Below are 19,052 nucleotides of genomic sequence, written 5' to 3'. Positions count from 1 at the left end.
GCACGTTGTCGTTGCAGTAGCAATTCGCCCGCAAAATTGGTTGAGGAAGCGTAGAATCCATCCTGCTCCTGCGCTGTGCGTTGCGGTCGAAAATTTCTTTGAACCAATGCGCTTGTCGCGAGGACGCCTCTGCTACTGTGGCCGTGTGCGCGGCTCTTCGCGAGCACTTCGGTGTTCGAGTCGCCAGCTGTACCTGGTAGTCATGGTGGAGGCATCCGAATCTTGAACCCCGGTTCAAGATGACGACCATGACGGCATGTGCGGGAGTCTTCGAATTTGCAACGGGGAGCATGGCTCCCCGTTTTCATGTGGTCTTTGGGAGAGTTGCATGCGCTACTGGCTGATGAAGTCGGAACCCAACGAGTACGGCATTGACGATCTCAAGCGCGATGGCCGGAGTGCGTGGTTTGGTGTGCGCAACTATCAGGCGCGCAACTTCATGCGCGACGACATGAAGGTGGGGGACCTCGCCTTCTTCTATCACTCCAGTTGCCCGGAGCCCGGTATTGCAGGCGTCTGCAAGATCGCCAAGGCTGCAGCGCCGGACGTCACGCAGTTTGACAAGGAAAATCCGCACTACGACCCGAAATCGAAGCCTGACAACCCGCTCTGGGTATGCGTCGAAGTGGCTTTCGTCAAGAAATTTGAGCTGATCCCGCTCGCTGCGCTGCGCGCGGCGCCCGAGCTGGCCGAGATGCGCATCCTGCAACGCGGTAACCGCCTGTCGATCACGCCGGTAAGCGATGACGAGTGGGCCTTCATCACGAAACAGCTCGCCAAAGCGGCGAAGTAGGCGGCGCAGGCGCCGACGCGGCGACACAATTGCGGGCGGCGTGATTTGCGGGCGACGTTGTGGCCTCCGGCACGGAAAGTGACCCCGTCTCAGCCTCCCGTCAGCGCTGCCGCGTAGACTTGTTGCGTCGCATCAAAACCCCGCTTCGCGCCGCGTAGCGCTGCTCAATGGAATACATCAACGCCTGGTTTTTCGGTTACATCGCGCTGGGCGTGCTGGTCGGCTTTCTCGCCGGGCTGCTGGGCATCGGCGGTGGCATGACGATGGTGCCGATCCTCGCCATCATGTTCCCGGCGCAGGGTTTCCCGTTCGAGACCAAGATGCAGGTGATCCTTGCCACCTCAATGGCGACCATCATGTTCACCTCGATCTCCTCGGTACGTGCGCACAACGCACGGGGTGCGGTGCACTGGAAGGCGCTATGGGCGATGGCGCCGGGCATCCTGGTCGGCAGCCTGATCGGCACCCGCATCGTTGCGATGCTGTCAACCGTGTTTCTCGCGGTGTTCTTCACCTGCTTCCTGTTCTACACCGGCACCCAGATGCTGCTCAACTTCAAGCCGAAAGCGTCGCGAACTTTGCCCGGCACTGCCGGATTGTTTGTCGCGGGTATGGTCGTCGGCTTCCTCTCGGCGATGGTAGGGGCGGGCGGTGGTTTCTTCTCGGTGCCTTTCCTGTCGTGGTGCAACGTCCCGGTGCATACCGCGATCGGCACCTCGGCCGCGCTGGGTTTCCCGATTGCGTTGTTCACCACCATCGGTAATGTGATGAACGGCTGGAACGTGCCCAACGTGCCGCAGCCCTCGCTCGGTTACATCTATCTGCCCGCGCTGGTCGGTATTTCGATCACCAGCGTGCTGGTCGCGCCCTACGGCGCGCGGCTGTCGCACAAGCTGCCGGTCGCCACCCTGAAGCGAATCTTCGCGGTGTTGCTCTACGTGCTCGGCCTGCGCATGCTGTGGGGCGTGCTGGTGGCGTAAAAGGATGATCGTGCGCTACAGGAACCCGGTTGCGAGCAACCGGGCTACGGCGCTACCAATTTGGCGGATGTGAACCCGGTGGCATGGATGGCCGGGTCCAGCGCGCTCGCGTGCGCTCGAATCTGGCGCTGTGCGTGAGCGCGCTCAATCGGCCAAAGCCCGAGTCCACCGTTTCGATGAACGGTGCCATGTCAGGCTTGCTCACCGCGAAACCGTCTTCAATACGACCAAGGCTGCGCAGCCACGCCGCTGTCTGCGCGAGCGAGAGCATCACGTGCCAGCTACCGCCTTCGATGGCCTGACGGCGCAACGCGACCGCTGTGGCGAACGCCATCAGATGCCCGGTCGCGAAATCCAGGATTTGCATCGGCAGTGCTTTCGGATCAGCGCTGCCTGCCGCAGCGCCCGTACTGCGCTCCAACGCATCGGCTTCGGCGCGATTGAAGCCGGTTGCCGTCTGCACCAGTGAATCGAAGCCGCGACGCTGGCCCCACGGCCCCACGTCGCCGTAGGCTGACAGCGAGACGTAGACAATCCCCGGCCGCAGGCGCGCCGCTTCATCGGGCCCAAAGCCAAGCGCAGCAAGGCCGCCGGGTCGGTAGCCCTGCACGAAGACATGACTGCCAGCCAGCAATTGCTGCAAGTCCCGCCGCCCGCTCTCGCTACGCAGATCAACGTGTGCCGAGCGTTTGCCGCGACTGGTGTCGGCGATGGACTCGATGTTGGGCAGATGCGGCGAATTGACCAGCATCACGTCGGCGCCGTAGGCTGCCAGCATACGTCCGCACACCGGGCCAGCGAGGATGCGGGTGAGGTCGAGCACGCGCACGCCGGTGAGCGGACGCTCGTCGTCGCGCAAGGGTGGCAAGGGCAGTGGTGGTGCGTCACCGATGCGCCGCCATCGGATTAGCGGCAAATCGGCCAGCGCGGCGGCTTGCGGATGCGCGTCCCATTCGTCAAAGCTGCGGCACGCAGCAGCAACGAGACCGGCGTCGGCGGTCGCCTGCTCGAAGTCTGCTGCGCGCCACTGGCGCAGGGCGGATTCGGCATCGGCTCGCGTGGCAACACCCGGTGTGAGGCCCAGCAGGCGCAGCGCACCGTCGCGATGATGCGCGAAGTTGGCGTGAACGCGCACCCAGCCGTCCGCCGTGCGATAGAGCCCCGAGAACGCGTCCCAGACATTGGGCGTCTTGCCGTCGAGCGCAAACCAGCCGCTGCATTCGAGCGCCGCGTGCGTCATGTCCACACTCACGCGCTGGCGCCGCTGCCCGCGCGTGTGGGCCAGTTCGACTGCGGCAAGCGCGCCGGCAGCAATGCTCGCTTGCGCCGCGGTACCGACGGCAAACGACGAGGGCAGCACCGGGTCGGCGCCGGTCAGCGTCACCGTGGCGAGCGAGTCGCCCGGCAGTTGCGCCAGCTGCCAGAGGTTCGCCAGCGTTGTGTCCGGTCTCATCGCCGACATGCCCATGCTCCTTGCTCAATGACCACTGCTTCTCGGTGCAACAATCGTAGGTGAAGATCCGAATTTCGTCGATGCAACTTTTGCATCAAACGACCATTGAATATGGGCTCAAGGCACTAAACTACCTGAAGTCGACTTTTGAGTAAAAGACGACTTGAGCCCATAGCTGATGGGGGTTTCATGAAAAAGCCATCAGTGCAACAGATACACTCCGGCAGATCATTTGCAAGCATGACGCTATTGGTACCTGCGCCGTGAGTTTCCCCCAGTTACCCATCAAACTCGTCGTCGGTCTCGGCAATCCCGGGCCCGAATATGAGCGCACGCGGCACAACGCTGGTTTCTGGTTCGCCGAAGACGTTGCGCATGAGATCGGTGGCAGTTTTGCCAGCGAAGCAAAGTTCTTTGGCCAGCTGGCACGCGGCGTGGGCGCACATAACGAAGTTCGTGTCCTGAAACCGATGAAGTACATGAATCTTTCCGGCCAGAGCGTGGCGGCGGTGGCGAAGTTCTTCAACATTGCGCCCGAACAAATGCTGGTCGCGCACGACGAGCTGGATTTGCCGGCAGGTGACATCAAGCTCAAGTTCGGCGGCGGTCACGCGGGGCACAACGGCCTGCGCGACATCCAGGCCAAGCTCGGCAGCGGTGATTACTGGCGGCTGCGCATCGGCATCGGGCATCCGCGCGACAGCATCAACGCGCAGCAACCGGTGGCTGACTGGGTGCTGCAACGGCCGCGACGGGAAGAGCAGGACGCCATTGAAGTCGCGATCGAACGTGCCTTGGCGCAGTGGCGCTTTCTCGCTGCCGGTGACATCGAAAGCGCAGTGAAAAATCTGCACACCAAACCGAAACCCGACAAGCCACCGAAGCCGGTCAGCGATGTAGCAACCAAGGTGAACGCATGACGTCGCTCACGGAGTACATCGCATGACGTCGCTTGCTACGGCGGCCGCGCTGCTCGCTGCCGCAGTGCTGCTGGTGCCATTGTTCAAGAAGCTGGGCCTCGGCTCGGTGCTCGGTTATCTGTTCGCCGGCGTGGTGATCGGGCCGTCGGTGATCGGCGTGGTGCACGAGCCGGAGACGATCCTGCACACCGCCGAGCTCGGCGTCACGCTGCTGATGTTCATCATCGGTCTGGAGCTGCAGCGTGAGCGGCTGTGGGCGCTGCGGCGCTCGATTTTTGGCATCGGCGCGCTGCACCTGCTGGTGTGCGGTGCCGCGCTGGCTGCGCTGGCGTGGTGGGCCAATCTGCGTCCGGCGGGCGCCCTCATTGTCGGCATTGCACTGGCGATGACTTCCACCGCGTTCGCACTGCCGGCGCTCGCCGAGCGCGGCGAGATGGACAGCCCGCACGGTCGCGAAACCTTCTCGGTGCTGCTGTTTCAGGACCTGAGCGTGATCCCGGTGCTGGCGCTGGTGGGTGTGCTCGGTGCCGCCGCCGTTGGCGACGCGCAGACGCAGGCAATTGGCTGGCCAGCACTGGCGGCGGTCGTCGGCGTGGTGCTGCTCGGCCGCCCCTTGCTGTCGCTGATGTTCAAGTTTGCGCTGAAGTGCGGTTCGCACGAGATCTTCACCGCTGCCGCGCTGCTCACCACCATCGGCCTCGCGTGGCTGATGACCACGGTGGGCCTGTCGTCCACGCTCGGCGCCTTCCTCGCCGGCGTGCTGCTCGCTGACTCGCAGTTCCGGCATGAGCTCGAAGCCAGCATCGAGCCCTTCGAGTCCCTGCTGCTGGGCCTGTTCTTCATGGCGGTGGGCATGGGCGTCAATCTTGACCTGCTCAAACGCGCGCCGTTCGCGATGCTGGGCCTGGCGCTGGCAATTCTGCTGATCAAAGCCGCGATGTTCTACCTCGCGCGCCGCTTCATCACCGGGGCGCCGGACCGGCTGGCGCGGCCGACCGCGATTGCACTGGCGGTGGGTGGCGAATTTGCATTCGTGCTGCTGACCGCCGCGCAGTCAGCCAAGCTGATTTCGAACGAAGAGGGCGAGGTGATCGCGCTCGCGGTTGCTTTGACGATGGTCTTGGCGCCACTGCTGTGGATCGTCAACGATCGTGTGATTGCCCGCTGGTTCGCCACCAGCGACGAGCCGCCGCCGTTCGACCGCATCGACGATCCGGGCACGCCGGTGATCATCGCCGGTTTCGGTCGCGTCGGGCAGATCGTCGGCCGTGTGCTGAACATGCGCAACATCAAGTTCACCGCAGTAGATGCCAGCCCCGATCACGTGGATTCGGTGCGCCGCTTCGGCAACAAGATTTACTACGGCGACGCCACCCGGCTTGATCTGATGCGCGCGGCGAAGGTCGAGCAGGCGCAACTGCTGGTCGTTTGCGTGGACAACACCGAGGCCTCGCTCGACATCGTGCGGCTGGTGCGACGGAACTTCCCCAACGTGAAGATCCTCGCCCGCGCACGCAATCGCATCCACCTGATGGAATTGCGCGATCTCGGCATCGAGGCGCCGATTCGCGAGACCTTCGCGGGCAGCGTGGAACTGGCGAAACTGGTGCTGGCGGACCTCGGTGAGGACGCGGAGCGCATTGACCGCCTGGTCGCTACCTTTGTGGCGCACGATCAGGAAATGCTCGACAAGGCGCAGGCGGTATTCCGCGATGAAGACAAATTGATTGCCCTGTCGAAAACATCACGGGCCGAGCTTGCCAACATCCTGCGTGAAGACGCTGAGGCGGATGGCCGCAGCGACAATCTGGCACCCGAGCAACAGGCAGAGAAGGAGATCCGCAGTGCGACACAAGCGACTTGAATGGGGCGGCCTGATCGCCGCCGCCGCGCTGCTCTCAGGCTGCGCCACGCAATTTGACTTGCAGGGCCATCGCGGCGCCCGCGGACTGGTGCCGGAAAACACGTTGACGGCGTTCTCGAAGGCGCTCGACATCGGCGTGACCACGCTGGAACTGGACGTCGGCATCTCCAAAGATGGTGTCGTGGTCATCTCGCACGACCGCTACCTCAATCCCGACATCACCCGCGACGTGACGGGCCAGTTCCTCAACGAACGCGGCCCGGTGATTGCCACCGTCACCTTTGCCGAACTGCAGCGTTACGACGTCGGTCGCATCAAGCCGGGCAGCAACTACGCGAAGGCATTTGCCATGCAGCAGGGCACCGATGGCGAGCGCGTCCCGGCGCTCGCTGCCCTGTTCGACCTGGTCGCAAAACGCGGCGCCGACGTACGCTTCAACATTGAAACCAAGATCTCTCCTGCCGCTGCGGCAGAGACGCTGGCACCCGAGCCTTTTGTCCGGGCGCTGATCACCGAGATCCGCAAGGCAGGGCTCAGCGGTCGCGCCACCATCCAGTCGTTCGACTGGCGGACGCTGCAGATTGCGCAGAAGGAAGCCCCGGAGATCGTCACCGTTTACCTCACCAGCCAGCAGGGCGCCGGCGACACGGTGCAGGTGGGCAAGCCGGGTGCCTCGCCGTGGCTGGCCGGGTTCGACGCTGATGATCATGGCGGCTCGGTGCCGCGTACGGTAAGGGCTGCGGGTGGCCGCGTGTGGTCACCCAACTATCGTGACGTGACCGAGGCGCTGGTGCGTGAATCGCATGGCCTCGGGCTCAAGATCGTGCCGTGGACGGTCAACGACGAAGCCGATCTCAAGCGGCTGCTGGACTGGCAGGTGGACGGCATCATCACCGATTACCCGGATCGCCTGCGCGCCCTGATGCAGGCGCGCGGCATGCCATTGCCGCCGCGCTATCCAGCAAAGTAGCGGGAAACCGCTACTTCGTCATCCGCTGACGGATGGCGGGTAGCAGTTTGGTGTCGACATCCTCTTCACCGAGCGCGTAGACCACCAGCTTGTCACCTTCGTACAGGCTGAAGCTCGGGTAGCCCTTGATCTTGCCGTCGGTTTCGTTCTTCACGCGCGGCCACAGCCATTTCTGCTCCGGCTTGAAGTCTTCTTCAACGAAGGGATTGGCGAGGCGTGGCTTCTTGACCACCGTGTAGCGCACCGCCTTGCCCTCGGGGCTATTGAGGAACTTCGCCTCACCGCCGGAGCCGATGACCGAGCCTTCCCACCAGGTGCACCAGCGGCAATCCTTGGCCGACCAGTAAACCAATGTCAGCGGCTCGCTGGCCGCGAAGGCGCTGCTGACGGCGACCGCCGACAGCAAACCCAGCGCAGCGGCTATCGCGCGTTTCATGCCAGCAGCTTCTTGACCAGCGCGACGTAGCCAGCCATGGCGTCATCGTTGCTGGTGCCTTTCTTGCCGGCCCAGGCGTCAAATTTGGCGCGACCGACCGGGTCCATGATGCCGGGGCGGCGACCGGAGGCGTCACCTTCGGTGCCCTGTTTGTAGAGCGCGTAAAGCTCAAGCAGCGTGTTGTTGTCCGGCTTTTCTTTCAGCGTTTTGACATCCGCCTGCGCTTTTTCGAAATCGTCCTTGATGGCCATGACGGCAGCCTCCTCTCGGGTTGGGTGTTGCGGCTATTATTGGTCCGGCAAGCATACCCCAGCGAGCTGCGCACCGCGCCGCCGCTGGCGCACCGGCGAAGGAGGAAAAGTCGTGGCCAGAGAGAAGATGAGCAGCGTCGATACCGCGTGGCTGCACATGGATTCCACTACCAATCTGATGATGATCGTGGGGGTCATGACGTTTGATACGCCGTTGAGCCTGGCGCGTTTGAAGACTTTGCTCGAAGGCCGCCTGCTGGTGTATCCGCGTTTCCGGCAATACGTGGTCGACGATGGCATGACGGCGCACTGGGTTGATGACGACAAGTTCGATCTCGACGCCCACGTGCGCCGCGTGCGCCTGCCTGGCGCCGGTGGCGAGCGCGAGCTGCAATCGATGGTGGCCGATCTCGCCAGCGAGCGCCTCGACAAGGGCAAGCCGCTATGGCAGATGCACGTGATCGAGAACTACAACGGCGGCTCGGCGCTGATCACCCGCATTCACCACTGCATTGCCGACGGCATCGCGTTGATCGGTGTACTGCTCAACATGACCGACGAAGACCCGAACGCGCCGGACACGCCGCGCGTGCATCCGGCGCTCGGCAAATCAAAGGTCAAGAAGTTCAACAAGGGCGCGGCATCGCCGACCAGCATTCTCTCTGCGCTGGGCCCGATCGGCGAGCAGCTGCAGGGCATGCTCGCGCCCGCCATGAAGGCGCTGGCGCCGGTCGCCGGTGTGGCACAGCAGGCGTTTGACCAGCTCGGCCCACTGAAAGCGCCGATCGAGAACGCGCTCGAAACTGCGATGGACGAGGGCGCCCGTATCGGCAGCACTGTGGTGGCCAAATACAACCGCTGGGTCGACAACCCGGCGGAGGCGATGGACACGGCGAAGATGGTCGGTGGCTTCGCGCAGGAGCTCGCCTTTCTCGCCACCATGCCCAACGATACGCCCACCCAGCTCAAGGGCAAACCGGGCACCGTGAAGTGTGTGGCCTGGAGCGAGCCAATCAGCCTCGAGCGCGTCAAGGATGTGGGCTATGTGCTCGGCTGTTCGGTCAACGATGTGCTGCTGGCGTCGGTCGCCGGTGCCATTCGTGGCTATCTGGTGGAGCGCGGCGACAAGGTCGCGCCCGACGCACTGTTGCGTGCGTTCGTGCCAGTCAACCTGCGACCGCCAGGCAAGGAGTACAAGCTCGGCAACCAGTTCGGTCTCGTCGGGCTCGAGTTGCCGATTGGTGAGGCCAATCCGGTGGCCCGCGTGTTTGAAGTACGCCGCCGCATGAACGGGCTCAAAAACGGTTATCTGGCGGCCGTGAGCATGGCGCTGCTCGGCGTGGTCGGCTATCTGCCGAAGGCTGTGCAGCGGCAGGCGCTGGGTCTGTTCTCCGACAAGGGGACGGCGGTGATGACCAACGTGCCCGGCCCGGCCAAGCCGCTTTACCTTGCCGGCAGCAAGATCGTTCAAAACATGTTCTGGGTGCCGCAGAGCGGTAACGTTGGCGTCGGCGTGTCGATCCTGTCCTACGCGGGCGGCGTGCAGTTTGGCCTGATCACCGACCGCAAGCTGTGCCCTGATCCCGAGGACATCATCCGCCGCTTCGAGCCGGAGTTCGACAAGCTGATCACGTCACTGATGTGGTGCGAGAACGGTTACGTCGGCGCCGATGCGCGGGCGTTTGATGCGATGCTCAATGCTGGAGGCGCCGACGCCAACGCCGTCGCGCCAGCCCCCGTGCCACGCATCAAGGCGAAAGCGGCAAAGCCGCGTGCGCGCGCGAAACGAGCAGCTTGACCGCGAAAACGGGTGCCTCAGCTTTTTGCTGAAACGCCCGTCGGGTAAGGGCACAGGTGCCGGTTTGGGGAAAAGTCGAGTTTTTGTTTTTCCGCCGCTTCGCCCTTTAGCAACGGTCGTTTCTGCAAGAAGCCATATCTCCATGCGCACGCTATGGACGGCTCGCGGCGTACTTTGTTAGATTGATTCAGCAAATTAAAATTGCGCTTCCCATCGCTTTTGCCGAACTCATAGTAGTCGGCTGCATCCCGCAGATCATTCATGGCCGCCCTGCCTTCACTGCAACAACTCCGCTACCTGATCGCGCTGCACGAGGAGCAGCACTTCGGTCGTGCGGCAGAGAAGAGCTTCATCACGCAAAGCACGCTGTCGGCCAGCCTGCGTGACCTGGAGAGCACGCTGGACGTCACACTGGTCGAGCGCGACCGCCGCCATGTGGCCTTCACGGCGGTGGGCGATGCCGTCGTGGCGCGTGCACGCGATCTGGTGGCGCAGGCCAACGATCTGGTGGAGCTATGCGCGACGGCACGCAACCCGCTGACCGGCAATTTCCGCCTTGGCGTCATCCCCACCATCGCGCCGTTTGCGCTGCCGTCTTCGCTGGCGACGTTGCGTGTGCAGTACCCGAAGTTGAAGCTCTTTTTGCGCGAGGATCTGACCGAAGTCTGTCTCGATCGTCTGCTGGCCAGCGCGCTGGACGCCGCGCTGATCGCGCTGCCGTACGACTTGCCCGCCGGCATCGACACGCTGCCGCTGTTCGATGATGAGTTCCTGTTCGTCACCGCCGACCCGAAGCTCGGCTCGGCGCATTCGCCGCTGCCGATCGACAAAATCGAGCCCGAGCAATTGCTGCTGCTGGAGGATGGCCACTGCCTGCGTGAGCACGCCATCGCCGCCTGCGGGCTGAAGAGTGCGCAGACCAACCGCACGCTGTCCGCCACCAGCCTGATTACGCTGACCCACATGGTCGAAAGCGGCCTTGGCCACACGCTGCTGCCCGAGATTGCCATCGCTGGCGGCGTGCTCTCCGGCTCCAGCCTCTACGCCCGCCGCTTCACGCCACGCGGGCCGGCACGCACCATTGCCTTCGCGTTCCGCAAGACATCCGCCCGCCGCGAGGAAATCGTTGAGCTTGGCAAGGTGTTCATGCAGAGCAAGGGCTTCACTGGGGCGCTGCGGGCAAAGACTGCGCGGCAGGCCCGCAAGCCGGCGGCGGCAGGTGGCGCCGCGCGATGAGCCAGATTGCCGTCTGATCCGCTAAGGAAGGGTTGCGACGCCTGCTCGGGGGTGGCGCTGTGCCTTCCCGGTGCCACGTTCGCCGTTGTTGATTCGCAGGGAGACCCGTTGTGAACGCCATCAAACAGACCATTGCTACGGTATGCGCAAGCTTCGCTGCACTGGCGATCGCCACGCCGGGCCAGCCCGGCACACTCGATGCCTCGTGGGCCACGCTCAGCGCGCAGGGCGCCGGCAAACTGCTCACCTCATTCGGCAACAGCAATGACGTTGCCAACGCGCTGCTGCTGCAGCCGGATGGCAAGGTCATTCAGGTTGGCCACTGCAATGCCAGCACCAACGGCAGCGTGCTGAGCGTCTGCATTGCCCGTTTCTTGCCAGGCGGCGCGCCGGACACGAGTTTCAACGCGACCGGCCAGATCAAAACCACCTACGCCGCCGCGCCCGAGTTCGGTCCAGTGGGTGCGGCGTTGCGCGGTGATGGCAAGCTGGTGGTCGCCGGTCGCTGCGCGCCGGCCGCCGTCGGCCAGGCTTGTCTGCTGCGCTACACCAGCAGCGGCGCGCTCGACAGCAGCTTCGGTAACGCCGGCATTGCCCTCGGCGGCATGATCGGCAGCACTGGCATGTCCATCTACAACATGGCCCTGCAACCTGACGGCAAGATCATCGTCGTCGGCACTTGTCAGGGCACCACCACCTACGATTTCTGCGTGCAGCGCTTCACTGCCGATGGCGCCATTGACGCCGGCTTCAACGCCAGCGCTACTGGCAGCCTGGTGCTCGACATGAACGCGAACTTTGACTACGCCACCTCGGCGCTGGTGCAGAGTGACGGCAAGATCGTCATCGCTGGCGGTTGCAGCAACGGTGGCGTCTATCTTTATTGTGTGCTGCGCTTGCTGGCAAACGGCAGCATCGACAGCAGCTTCGGCCAATCGGGCAAGCTGCTGGCCACGCCGTCCGGTGGCGCCCAGGCGGTGGCCGTGCAACCCGACGGCAAATTGATTCTTGCCGGCCAGTGCGCACACACCGTGGGGCAGTTCCTGAAAGGTGACTTCTGCATCCTCCGCTTCAATGCCAATGGCGCAGTCGATAGTGGCTTTGGCAGCGCGGGACAAGTGCTGACCACGGTCGGCAACTACGGCAACATGGCGTATTCCATAGCCGTACAGCCGGACGGCCGTATCGTGGTGGCCGGCAGTTGCGGCAATGGCGGCAACAACAGTGCAGCCGACATCTGTGTGCAGCGGTTTACCCCTGAAGGGGCGCTCGATACCACTTTCAATGGCACGGGTTACGTCATCACTCCGATCGGCAGCGGCGGCTTCTATTTCCTCTACTCCCCCAAGCCGGCCGTTGCGCTGTATGCCGATGGTCGCATCATGGTCGGTAGTTCCTGCCCTGGCGGCAGTGGCGACTATGACTTCTGCTCGGTCCGCTACGACGGCGGTCCGTTCGGGTACCGCGCCTGCAGCAACGATCTTGATGGCGATGGCCGTGTGCTGGCGACCACCGATGCGCTGATGCTCGCCCGCGTCGCGCTGGGCATGACTGGCGGCGCGGTGACGGCAGGCATCAGCTTCCCGGTGGAAGCGAGCCGCACGTCATGGACAGCGGTCCGCGACTATCTGGTCAACCAGTGCGGGATGGCGCTGCCGTAACGAGGTTGGGGGCGTAGTTTGCCGTAGTTGTGCGTTGCAGCATAATCGGCGCATGAATGCCGCCACTGCTCCGGAAAACGCCACCCACAGCGCCGATGGCGCTGCCGAGTCCGTCAAGGACGCCCCGCTCAAGGCCGATACCCGATTGCTCGGGCGGCTGCTCGGTGAGGTGATTCGCGCCCAGCGCGGTGACGCCACCTTCGACAAGATCGAAACCATCCGCCAGGAGTCGGTGCGCTTTCACCGCGACGGCGCCTCGCACCGGCCGCTGGAAGCATTGCTCTCCGATCTTTCGGTCGAGGAAACGCTCGACGTGGTGCGCGCCTTCACCTATTTTTCGCACCTCGCCAACATTGCGGAGGACGTGCATCAGAACCGCCGCCGTCGCCACCACAAGCGCAGCGGTTCGACGCCGCAACCCGGTTCGCTGACGGCGGCGTTCGCGCACCTGAAGGCTGCCGATGTCTCCGGCAACGAAATCTGGCATTGCCTGGCGCGCGCGCTGGTGAGCCCCACGCTCACCGCACATCCGACCGAGATCAAGCGGCAGAGCACACTAGATGCTGAGCGCCACATTGCCGCTGCGCTCGCCAGCGACAACGACGAGCGCGACGGCGAACTGCATCGGCTGGTGTTGCAACTGTGGCAGACGGCGATGCTCCGGCTGACCAAGCTGCGCGTGCGCGACGAGATTGACAACGCACTCTCGTACTTCCGTGCCAGCTTCCTGTCGGAAGTGCCGCGCCTGCTTGGCAACACGCTCAAGCATCTTGCTGCGCATGATCGCACGGTGGCCGAGCTGCCGCCCTTCTTCAAGGTGGGCATGTGGATCGGTGGCGACCGCGATGGCAATCCCTTCGTCAACGCCGACACGCTCGCCTACGTGATCGATACCCAGTGCGAACTGGCACTGAGCCACTATCTGCGCGAGCTGCATGCACTCGGTGCCGAGCTCGCGATGTCGAGCCGTTTGGTTGAGGTAACTGCGGCACTCACCGATCTCGCCGACCGTGCAGGCGATGACTCGCGCTTTCGCATCGACGAGCCGTATCGCCGCGCACTGGTCGGTATCTACAGCCGGCTCGCGGCCAGCTATCGCAGCCTGAGCGGCAACGCGCCGGCGCGCCTGCCACACAACGCGGACGCCGCGCCCTACGCTACACCGGACGAGCTGGCGGATGATCTGGAAACCATCGCTGAATCGCTCGCGCAGCATGGCTCCGGCGTGATTGCCGACGCCCGCGTGCTGCCACTCAAGCGCGCGGTGGAGACCTTCGGCTTTCATCTGGCACCGGTCGACTTGCGGCAGAACTCCGCCGTGCATGAGGCGGTGGTCGCCGAGTTGCTGACGGGTTGCGGCGTATGTGCGGACTATGCAAAGCTCAGCGAAGCGGAGAAAGTGGCGCTCCTGAGCCGCGAGCTGGAAAGCCCGCGCCTGCTGGCCTCGCCCTACACGCGACTGTCGGAGACGGCGCTGTCGGAGCTGGCGATTTTCCGCCGTGCTGCCGAGGTGCACGCGCGTTTCGGCGCTGCCGCGTTGCCGCGCATGATCATCTCCAAGGGCGAATCGGTATCCGATCTGCTCGAAGTCGCCACCCTGTGCAAGGAGGTCGGCCTCGCGCGCGGCGGCGAGGTGCCACATCTGGCGGTGGCTATCGTGCCGCTGTTCGAAACCATTGAGGACTTGCAGAACGCGCCGGCGGTGATGGCTGCCGCCTTCGCGCATCCGCTCTACCGCCGCTGGATCAAGGCGCAGGCCGACGCGCAGGAGATCATGCTCGGCTACAGTGACAGCAACAAGGATGGTGGCTATTTCACGGCCAACTGGGCGCTGTATCGGGCCCAGCGGGCGCTGGTGGATTGCTTCGCGCAGCATGGCGTGCGGCTCTGCCTGTTCCACGGTCGCGGCGGCAGCGTCGGCCGTGGTGGTGGCCCGAGCTACGAGGCAATCCGCGCGCAGCCAGCGGGTGCGGTAAACGGCTTCCTGCGCCTCACGGAGCAAGGTGAAATCATCTCCAGCAAATACAGCGACCCGGATCTCGCACAGCGGAATCTTGAAACGCTGTTGGCCGCCGTTCTCGAAAGCACGCTGCTGCCCAATGTCGTCGGCGACACCGCGCAGCAGGCGAAATTTGAAGCGCTGGCCGAAAAGCTGAGCGGTTACGCCTATCAGGCGTATCGCACGCTGGTCTATGGCGACGATGGTTTCGTCACCTACTTCCGCGAGAGCACACCGATCAAGGAGATTGCCGAGCTCAACATCGGCTCCCGTCCGGCCTCACGCAAGGCAGGCGCCCGCATCGAGGACTTGCGGGCCATTCCGTGGGTATTCAGCTGGGCGCAGGCGCGCGTTGCGCTGCCAGGCTGGTACGGCTTCGGCAGCGCCGTCGCTCGCCTGATTGACGAATCACCCGAGGCGATGGCCGACCTCAAGGCGATGGCGAGGCAGTGGCCGTTCTTCGCCGCTGTACTCTCGAACCTTGGCATGGTGTTGTCAAAGACCGACATGCAGATTGGTGCCGCCTACAGCACGCTGGTGCAGGACCGCACCGTCCGCGAACGCATCTGGAACGCGATTCATGTCGAATGGGAGCGCACTCAGGCGGCCTATCGCGAAATGGTCGGCGCCGCGCCGCTGGAAGACAACCCGACGCTGGCGCGCTCGATCCGCAACCGTTTCCCGTATCTCGACCCGCTCAATCATCTGCAGATCGAGCTGATCCGCCGGGTGCGCTCCGGCGACGTCGAGGAGCGCACTCAGCGGGCGCTGCATCTCACCATCAACGGCCTGGCAGCGGGGCTGCGCAACACGGGATAGGCGTCCGTCCCCCCCTCGTTGCGCACTACAGCGCATGACAGAAAGCGCGGCGAAATTCCGTCTGAACAAACGCCGGCCCGCGGCAGTGCAGGCCTGTTGTCTGCAGCGATGATCAGAATGAGGGGAGTGCCATGCCAATGAATGCAGTGAATGGGCGAATGTCGCCCACCTGGCGCGCCAGTCGCTGCACCGTGGCTACGGTGCTCGCGGGTATGTGCGCTGGGGTGCTTGCACAGATATCCCCGATCTCGGTGACGCAGGGTATCAGTGGCAATGCCGGGCGCACTGGCGATGGCTACCAGTGGACCGACGCATCGGGTCGCAGCCGGCAGGCGATTCTTGCCCGCAACAATGTTGCCGGCGGCGGATTCCTTGACCGCTATACCTACGTGCTCAACGGTGGCAGCACCCGCGTCGTCAACGCCACGGCTGGTGGCGCGGGCGGTTTTGGTTATGTTGTCTCACACGCGCGCTATGTCGAGAGCTGCGCGGCGGAACCGAACACGCAGTATTGCGAACTGCAGCGCTGGATTGGTGACGACAGCCCACTGGGCAGGGGCTTTGCGGGTACTTATAGCGTCCGTTTCGCAGGGCGGCATCATGCCATTCACGAGTTTCGTACCACCTACCCGCGCGTTTCCGGCCCGCATGCGCCTGGCAACACCTTTGTCCGCTATCAGCTCCCGGTCACCATCCAGTGGTTGTTCGCCAATGGCCGCGATCATCCGGTCTGGACGGTCACTTGGGATTGGTCTGCAGCGCCGGCCAATCTGCCGCTGGCCGAGCAGATTGAGGGGGACGCACGCGGACCGTACGGCGAAGTCGAGTTTGCCGGCGTTACCGGCAGCGCCATCGGTGGCATTGCCTGGGCGGTCGACCAGCGGCGCTTTGCCACCACCGGCGCGCCCTTTACCCTGAATGCGAACTGGAGCTGGGCAGCCAGCGGTCGCGCGGCAATTCCGTTCAATCAGCTCTGGGTCAACGGTGGCAATGCGCAGATGGGTATTGTCCAGACCAGCCTGCTGGCGACCCATGACGCGGGCAACGGTGGTTACTCGGGCAATTTTCAGGGCACCACCAGCGCCGCCGGGCAAGCCTGCCCTGCAGAGGGCTACCGCATGTTCTGTGTGTGGGACTGGCCGTTCCAGAGTGTTGAGAACGACTTCTGGGGTGTTGCAGGGCTCGAAGTCAACAGCAGCACTACCGGTCGCCGGTTTGCGTGGGGCGCCAAACTTGGCGCCATCGGTCGTTCCAGCTACGACAACTACGTGGGCGCGACGGTCACCCAGCCCCGCTACAAAAGCTACAGCACGGCGGTGGTACTGGGCGAGCACAACCCGGCGCAGGGCGTGAACCCGACGGCGGCGGTACTGGCCGAGTACGAAGCGATCCTGATGTCGGCGGGCATCGCGCTTACTGCGAGTACCGGCAGCGTTCCAGCGAGTGGCGCGGCTGGCGTGGGCCGCAGCGACACGCAGGCGTGGACGCGGCCGGGCTGGAACCCGGTATACGGTAGCTGGGAGGCGAGCGCGGCGGGCAATGCGCTGGCGGTCAACTGGTCGGTGCCAGCAGGCGATACGCTGCGCAATCCGGTGCTGCGTGTCCGCAACTACACGGCGGCTGCCGCTCCAGCCGATGTCCGGCTCAACGGCGCGGCGATGGTCGCCGATACCGATGTGCTGATAAGTCTGGATAGCGGCAACAGTGAACTGTGGATTACGGTGCTGCGCACGCTCTCCGGTAACAGCAACACGCTCGATTTTGGCGTCGCCAGTGCCGCCAGCTGCACTGTGGACATTGATGGCGATGGCGCGATCCTGCCGACCACCGATGGTCTTGTCCTCCTGCGGGCCATGCTCGGATTGACCGACGCCGCAGCGCTCGCGGCGGCGCCAGGTGCGCCACGGCGCACTTGGGCCAGCATTCGCCCGATTCTTGTTGCCTGCGGCATGAATGTCGCGCCCTGAGGTATCCGCTACCGTTCACAGCCAGATTCCAGCCTGCCTTGATGCGCGTCACGTCGGCTTCGTCCATTCGCGACGGAAAACGGGCATACTGGCAAGAGAAGACACGGAGGTCGCGCGGGTGAGGGCGTCTGCGCGTATGAACACATGCTGCGAGAACAATTGCCGGAACGGGTCGTGGTCAATCCCGACGAACTGGAGTCGCTGCTGGACGCGCACGCGGAGTCAAGCTCCGCCTACGGCCAGTTGCTCAAGCGTGGTGAGCCGCCGAGCCGGCAGGACGTTGAGCGTGCGCGCCTGCTGGTGACGACCACGGCCGGCAGCAAGTCGCCCCCGCCCAATCTGGAGGTGGCGAAGCAGACGTTGCATGCGATCCGTGACGTTCCCAAGGTGGACCTCACCCATTTCGATAGCACTCCGGCGATTGCCGCGCTGCTGACCAGCGCCGTGGTGGAGCGCTATCGCGTGGTGCCGGTGATGCGCTGGCGCGATGCGGTGGTGCTGGCCGTGTCTGATCTGCTCGACGACGACGCACTGACCGTGCTCCGCTTTGCCTTGCAGCGCCATTTCGTCTTCGTTCGCGCCAGTGGGGTGCAGATTGATGAAGCCATCAACCGGCTCTATCGCACCGCGCAGGAGGCGGAGGAGCTGCGCGCCCTGACCGAGCTGGCGCTGGAGCAGGAGCGCCACGCCGAGCAGGACGACGAGCGGCTCTGGCGCGATGCCGAGCACGTCGCCAAGCGGGCGCCAATCGTCAATCTGGTCGATACGCTGCTGCATGAGGCGGCCAGCATGCGCGCGTCCGACGTGCACATCCGCCCCGGCAAGCACGAGTTCGAGGTGCTCTATCGCATCGACGGCTCGCTGGTGCCAATGCGCAGTCTGCGCGCCGCGCTGTTGCCGGCGGTGGTCAGCCGCATCAAGATTTTGTCCAGCCTGGATATCACTGAACGTCGGCTGCCGCAGGATGGCCGCATCCGGCTGGATGTCGGCGAGCAGCCGATCGACCTGCGCATTTCGATCATTCCGGTGCAGTACGGCGAAAGCGTGGTGATCCGCATCCTCGACAAGAGCGCCGGTCTCCGTTCGGTTGACGAGATTGGCTTCAAGGACAGTGACAAGGCGCGCTTTCTCGACCTGATCCGCCGCAGCTACGGCATCATTCTGGTGACCGGTCCGACCGGCTCCGGCAAGACCACGACGCTTTACGCCGCACTGCAGGCGGTGAAGAAGGAAAACGTCAACATCATCACGGTCGAAGACCCGATTGAGTACGAGCTTGGCAAGACCCGGCAGATTCAACTGTTGCCACAGATCAATTTCGGCTTCCCGCAGGCGCTGCGGCACATCTTGCGGCACGACCCTGATGTGATCATGATCGGTGAAATGCGCGATCTCGAAACCTGCAAGATCGCGGTGGAGAGCGCGCTCACAGGCCATCTGGTGTTCAGCACGTTGCACACCAACGATGCGGCGAGCACGCTGGTGCGCCTGCTGGAGATCGGCATCGCGCCTTACATGATCCGCTCGGCGGTGATCGGTGTGCTGGCGCAGCGGCTGGTGCGCAAGAATTGCCCGCACCGCCGGGTCGAAGAAAAGATCGACCCGCTGCTTGCCGAAAACCTGGGACTCAAACCGGGCGAGAAGTTCCTGCGTGGGGCCGGCTGCGAGCAATGCCATTTCACGGGCTTTGCCGGGCGCATGGCGATCTACGAATTGATGGTGATGAATGATCAGATTCGCGGCCGCGTCGCCGAAGGCGTGGCCAGCGACGAGTTCCGCCACCTTGCCGTCGAAAGCGGCATGATTCCGCTGCCGGTAAACGGCGTCGAACAGGCGCGCACCGGCAACGTGTCGATCGCCGAGATTTATCGCGCCTGCATGTAGCAGCGCGGGCCGCAGTTTGCG

The 19,052-nt window shown here is 64.0% G+C and carries 15 protein-coding genes; 11 read left to right on the top strand and 4 right to left on the bottom strand.

Annotated features, from left to right (window positions below; translation table 11 throughout):
* The first annotated feature begins 328 nt into the window (after positions 1-328).
* Positions 329-793, top strand: coding sequence for an EVE domain-containing protein (locus tag FKL89_RS17700; RefSeq protein ID WP_156864052.1), 465 nt, complete (start codon positions 329-331; stop codon positions 791-793).
* A gap of 167 nt (positions 794-960) precedes the next feature.
* Entirely contained in the window at positions 961-1,773 is an 813-nt protein-coding gene (locus tag FKL89_RS17695; RefSeq protein ID WP_156864051.1) for a sulfite exporter TauE/SafE family protein, read from the top strand.
* Positions 1,774-1,825: 52 nt separating this feature from the next.
* Here the strand turns inward: FKL89_RS17695 and FKL89_RS17690 are convergent, their stop codons facing one another.
* A complete protein-coding gene (locus tag FKL89_RS17690) occupies positions 1,826-3,226 on the bottom strand; it encodes a CoA transferase (RefSeq protein WP_156864774.1) in 1,401 nt (466 codons plus the stop codon).
* A 263-nt stretch (positions 3,227-3,489) separates the two neighbouring features.
* Between FKL89_RS17690 and pth the strand changes: the two genes are divergently transcribed.
* The 3 genes from pth to FKL89_RS17675 are packed head-to-tail and all read left to right on the top strand — an operon-like array spanning position 3,490 to position 6,980.
* Complete coding sequence (gene pth, locus FKL89_RS17685; RefSeq protein WP_156864050.1) at positions 3,490-4,146, top strand: aminoacyl-tRNA hydrolase; 657 nt, start codon at positions 3,490-3,492, stop codon at positions 4,144-4,146.
* A 22-nt stretch (positions 4,147-4,168) separates the two neighbouring features.
* Positions 4,169-6,010, top strand: coding sequence for a monovalent cation:proton antiporter-2 (CPA2) family protein (locus tag FKL89_RS17680; protein WP_156864049.1), 1,842 nt, complete (start codon positions 4,169-4,171; stop codon positions 6,008-6,010).
* Positions 5,991-6,980, top strand: coding sequence for a glycerophosphodiester phosphodiesterase (locus tag FKL89_RS17675; RefSeq protein ID WP_238363413.1), 990 nt, complete (start codon positions 5,991-5,993; stop codon positions 6,978-6,980). The genes FKL89_RS17680 and FKL89_RS17675 overlap by 20 nt, the downstream gene beginning before the upstream one ends.
* A 10-nt stretch (positions 6,981-6,990) precedes the next feature.
* Here the strand turns inward: FKL89_RS17675 and FKL89_RS17670 are convergent, their stop codons facing one another.
* Together FKL89_RS17670 and FKL89_RS17665 are read right to left on the bottom strand one after the other, a co-directional pair.
* Positions 6,991-7,416 (bottom strand): hypothetical protein, encoded by a 426-nt coding sequence (locus FKL89_RS17670; RefSeq protein ID WP_156864047.1) that lies wholly within the window; start codon positions 7,414-7,416, stop codon positions 6,991-6,993.
* Positions 7,413-7,667, bottom strand: a complete 255-nt coding sequence (locus FKL89_RS17665; RefSeq protein ID WP_156864046.1) for an acyl-CoA-binding protein — start codon at positions 7,665-7,667, stop codon at positions 7,413-7,415. The genes FKL89_RS17670 and FKL89_RS17665 overlap by 4 nt, the downstream gene beginning before the upstream one ends.
* Positions 7,668-7,779: 112 nt before the next feature.
* Here FKL89_RS17665 and FKL89_RS17660 point away from each other — a divergent pair, with 112 nt between their 5' ends.
* The gene (locus tag FKL89_RS17660; RefSeq protein WP_238363412.1) at positions 7,780-9,465 is read left to right on the top strand and encodes a WS/DGAT/MGAT family O-acyltransferase; all 1,686 of its coding nucleotides are present in this window, start codon (positions 7,780-7,782) and stop codon (positions 9,463-9,465) included.
* Between the two features lie 17 nt (positions 9,466-9,482).
* Here the strand turns inward: FKL89_RS17660 and FKL89_RS17655 are convergent, their stop codons facing one another.
* The gene (locus FKL89_RS17655; protein ID WP_156864045.1) at positions 9,483-9,728 is read right to left on the bottom strand and encodes a hypothetical protein; all 246 of its coding nucleotides are present in this window, start codon (positions 9,726-9,728) and stop codon (positions 9,483-9,485) included.
* Between FKL89_RS17655 and FKL89_RS17650 the strand changes: the two genes are divergently transcribed.
* The 5 genes from FKL89_RS17650 to FKL89_RS17630 all read left to right on the top strand — a co-directional run bounded on the left by FKL89_RS17650 (position 9,727) and on the right by FKL89_RS17630 (position 19,031).
* Positions 9,727-10,701 carry a hydrogen peroxide-inducible genes activator gene (locus tag FKL89_RS17650; RefSeq protein WP_156864044.1) on the top strand — a complete coding sequence of 325 codons (975 nt, stop codon included), beginning with the start codon at positions 9,727-9,729 and terminating at the stop codon, positions 10,699-10,701. The genes FKL89_RS17655 and FKL89_RS17650 overlap by 2 nt on opposite strands.
* A gap of 110 nt (positions 10,702-10,811) precedes the next feature.
* Positions 10,812-12,362: an NHL repeat-containing protein gene (locus FKL89_RS17645; protein ID WP_156864043.1), complete on the top strand. Its 1,551-nt coding sequence runs from the start codon at positions 10,812-10,814 to the stop codon at positions 12,360-12,362.
* A gap of 52 nt (positions 12,363-12,414) precedes the next feature.
* Positions 12,415-15,180 (top strand): phosphoenolpyruvate carboxylase, encoded by a 2,766-nt coding sequence (gene ppc, locus FKL89_RS17640; RefSeq protein WP_156864042.1) that lies wholly within the window; start codon positions 12,415-12,417, stop codon positions 15,178-15,180.
* Between the two features lie 131 nt (positions 15,181-15,311).
* On the top strand, positions 15,312-17,147 hold the full coding sequence (locus tag FKL89_RS17635; RefSeq protein WP_156864041.1) for a hypothetical protein: 1,836 nt from the start codon (positions 15,312-15,314) through the stop codon (positions 17,145-17,147).
* Positions 17,148-17,291: 144 nt separating this feature from the next.
* The gene (locus FKL89_RS17630; protein ID WP_156864040.1) at positions 17,292-19,031 is read left to right on the top strand and encodes a GspE/PulE family protein; all 1,740 of its coding nucleotides are present in this window, start codon (positions 17,292-17,294) and stop codon (positions 19,029-19,031) included.
* Positions 19,032-19,052: the final 21 nt, after the last annotated feature.

The organism is Casimicrobium huifangae, assembly GCF_009746125.1.
In the GTDB taxonomy this organism is placed as follows: Bacteria; Pseudomonadota; Gammaproteobacteria; order Burkholderiales; family Casimicrobiaceae; genus Casimicrobium; species Casimicrobium huifangae.
Note: the sequence above shows the minus strand (reverse complement) of the source record. Positions and strands in the feature narration are given on the sequence as shown.

Excerpts from the sequence above, each read along its gene's own strand:
- FKL89_RS17700 (WP_156864052.1), top strand. The coding sequence starts at position 329 with ATGCGCTACTGGCTGATGAAGTCGGAACCCAACGAGTACGGCATTGAC.
- FKL89_RS17695 (WP_156864051.1), top strand. The coding sequence starts at position 961 with ATGGAATACATCAACGCCTGGTTTTTCGGTTACATCGCGCTGGGCGTG.
- FKL89_RS17690 (WP_156864774.1), bottom strand. The coding sequence starts at position 3,226 with ATGAGACCGGACACAACGCTGGCGAACCTCTGGCAGCTGGCGCAACTG.
- FKL89_RS17680 (WP_156864049.1), top strand. The coding sequence starts at position 4,169 with ATGACGTCGCTTGCTACGGCGGCCGCGCTGCTCGCTGCCGCAGTGCTG.
- FKL89_RS17670 (WP_156864047.1), bottom strand. The coding sequence starts at position 7,416 with ATGAAACGCGCGATAGCCGCTGCGCTGGGTTTGCTGTCGGCGGTCGCC.
- FKL89_RS17665 (WP_156864046.1), bottom strand. The coding sequence starts at position 7,667 with ATGGCCATCAAGGACGATTTCGAAAAAGCGCAGGCGGATGTCAAAACG.
- FKL89_RS17650 (WP_156864044.1), top strand. The coding sequence starts at position 9,727 with ATGGCCGCCCTGCCTTCACTGCAACAACTCCGCTACCTGATCGCGCTG.
- FKL89_RS17655 (WP_156864045.1), bottom strand. The coding sequence starts at position 9,728 with ATGAATGATCTGCGGGATGCAGCCGACTACTATGAGTTCGGCAAAAGC.
- ppc (WP_156864042.1), top strand. The coding sequence starts at position 12,415 with ATGAATGCCGCCACTGCTCCGGAAAACGCCACCCACAGCGCCGATGGC.
- FKL89_RS17635 (WP_156864041.1), top strand. The coding sequence starts at position 15,312 with ATGCCAATGAATGCAGTGAATGGGCGAATGTCGCCCACCTGGCGCGCC.
- FKL89_RS17630 (WP_156864040.1), top strand. The coding sequence starts at position 17,292 with ATGCTGCGAGAACAATTGCCGGAACGGGTCGTGGTCAATCCCGACGAA.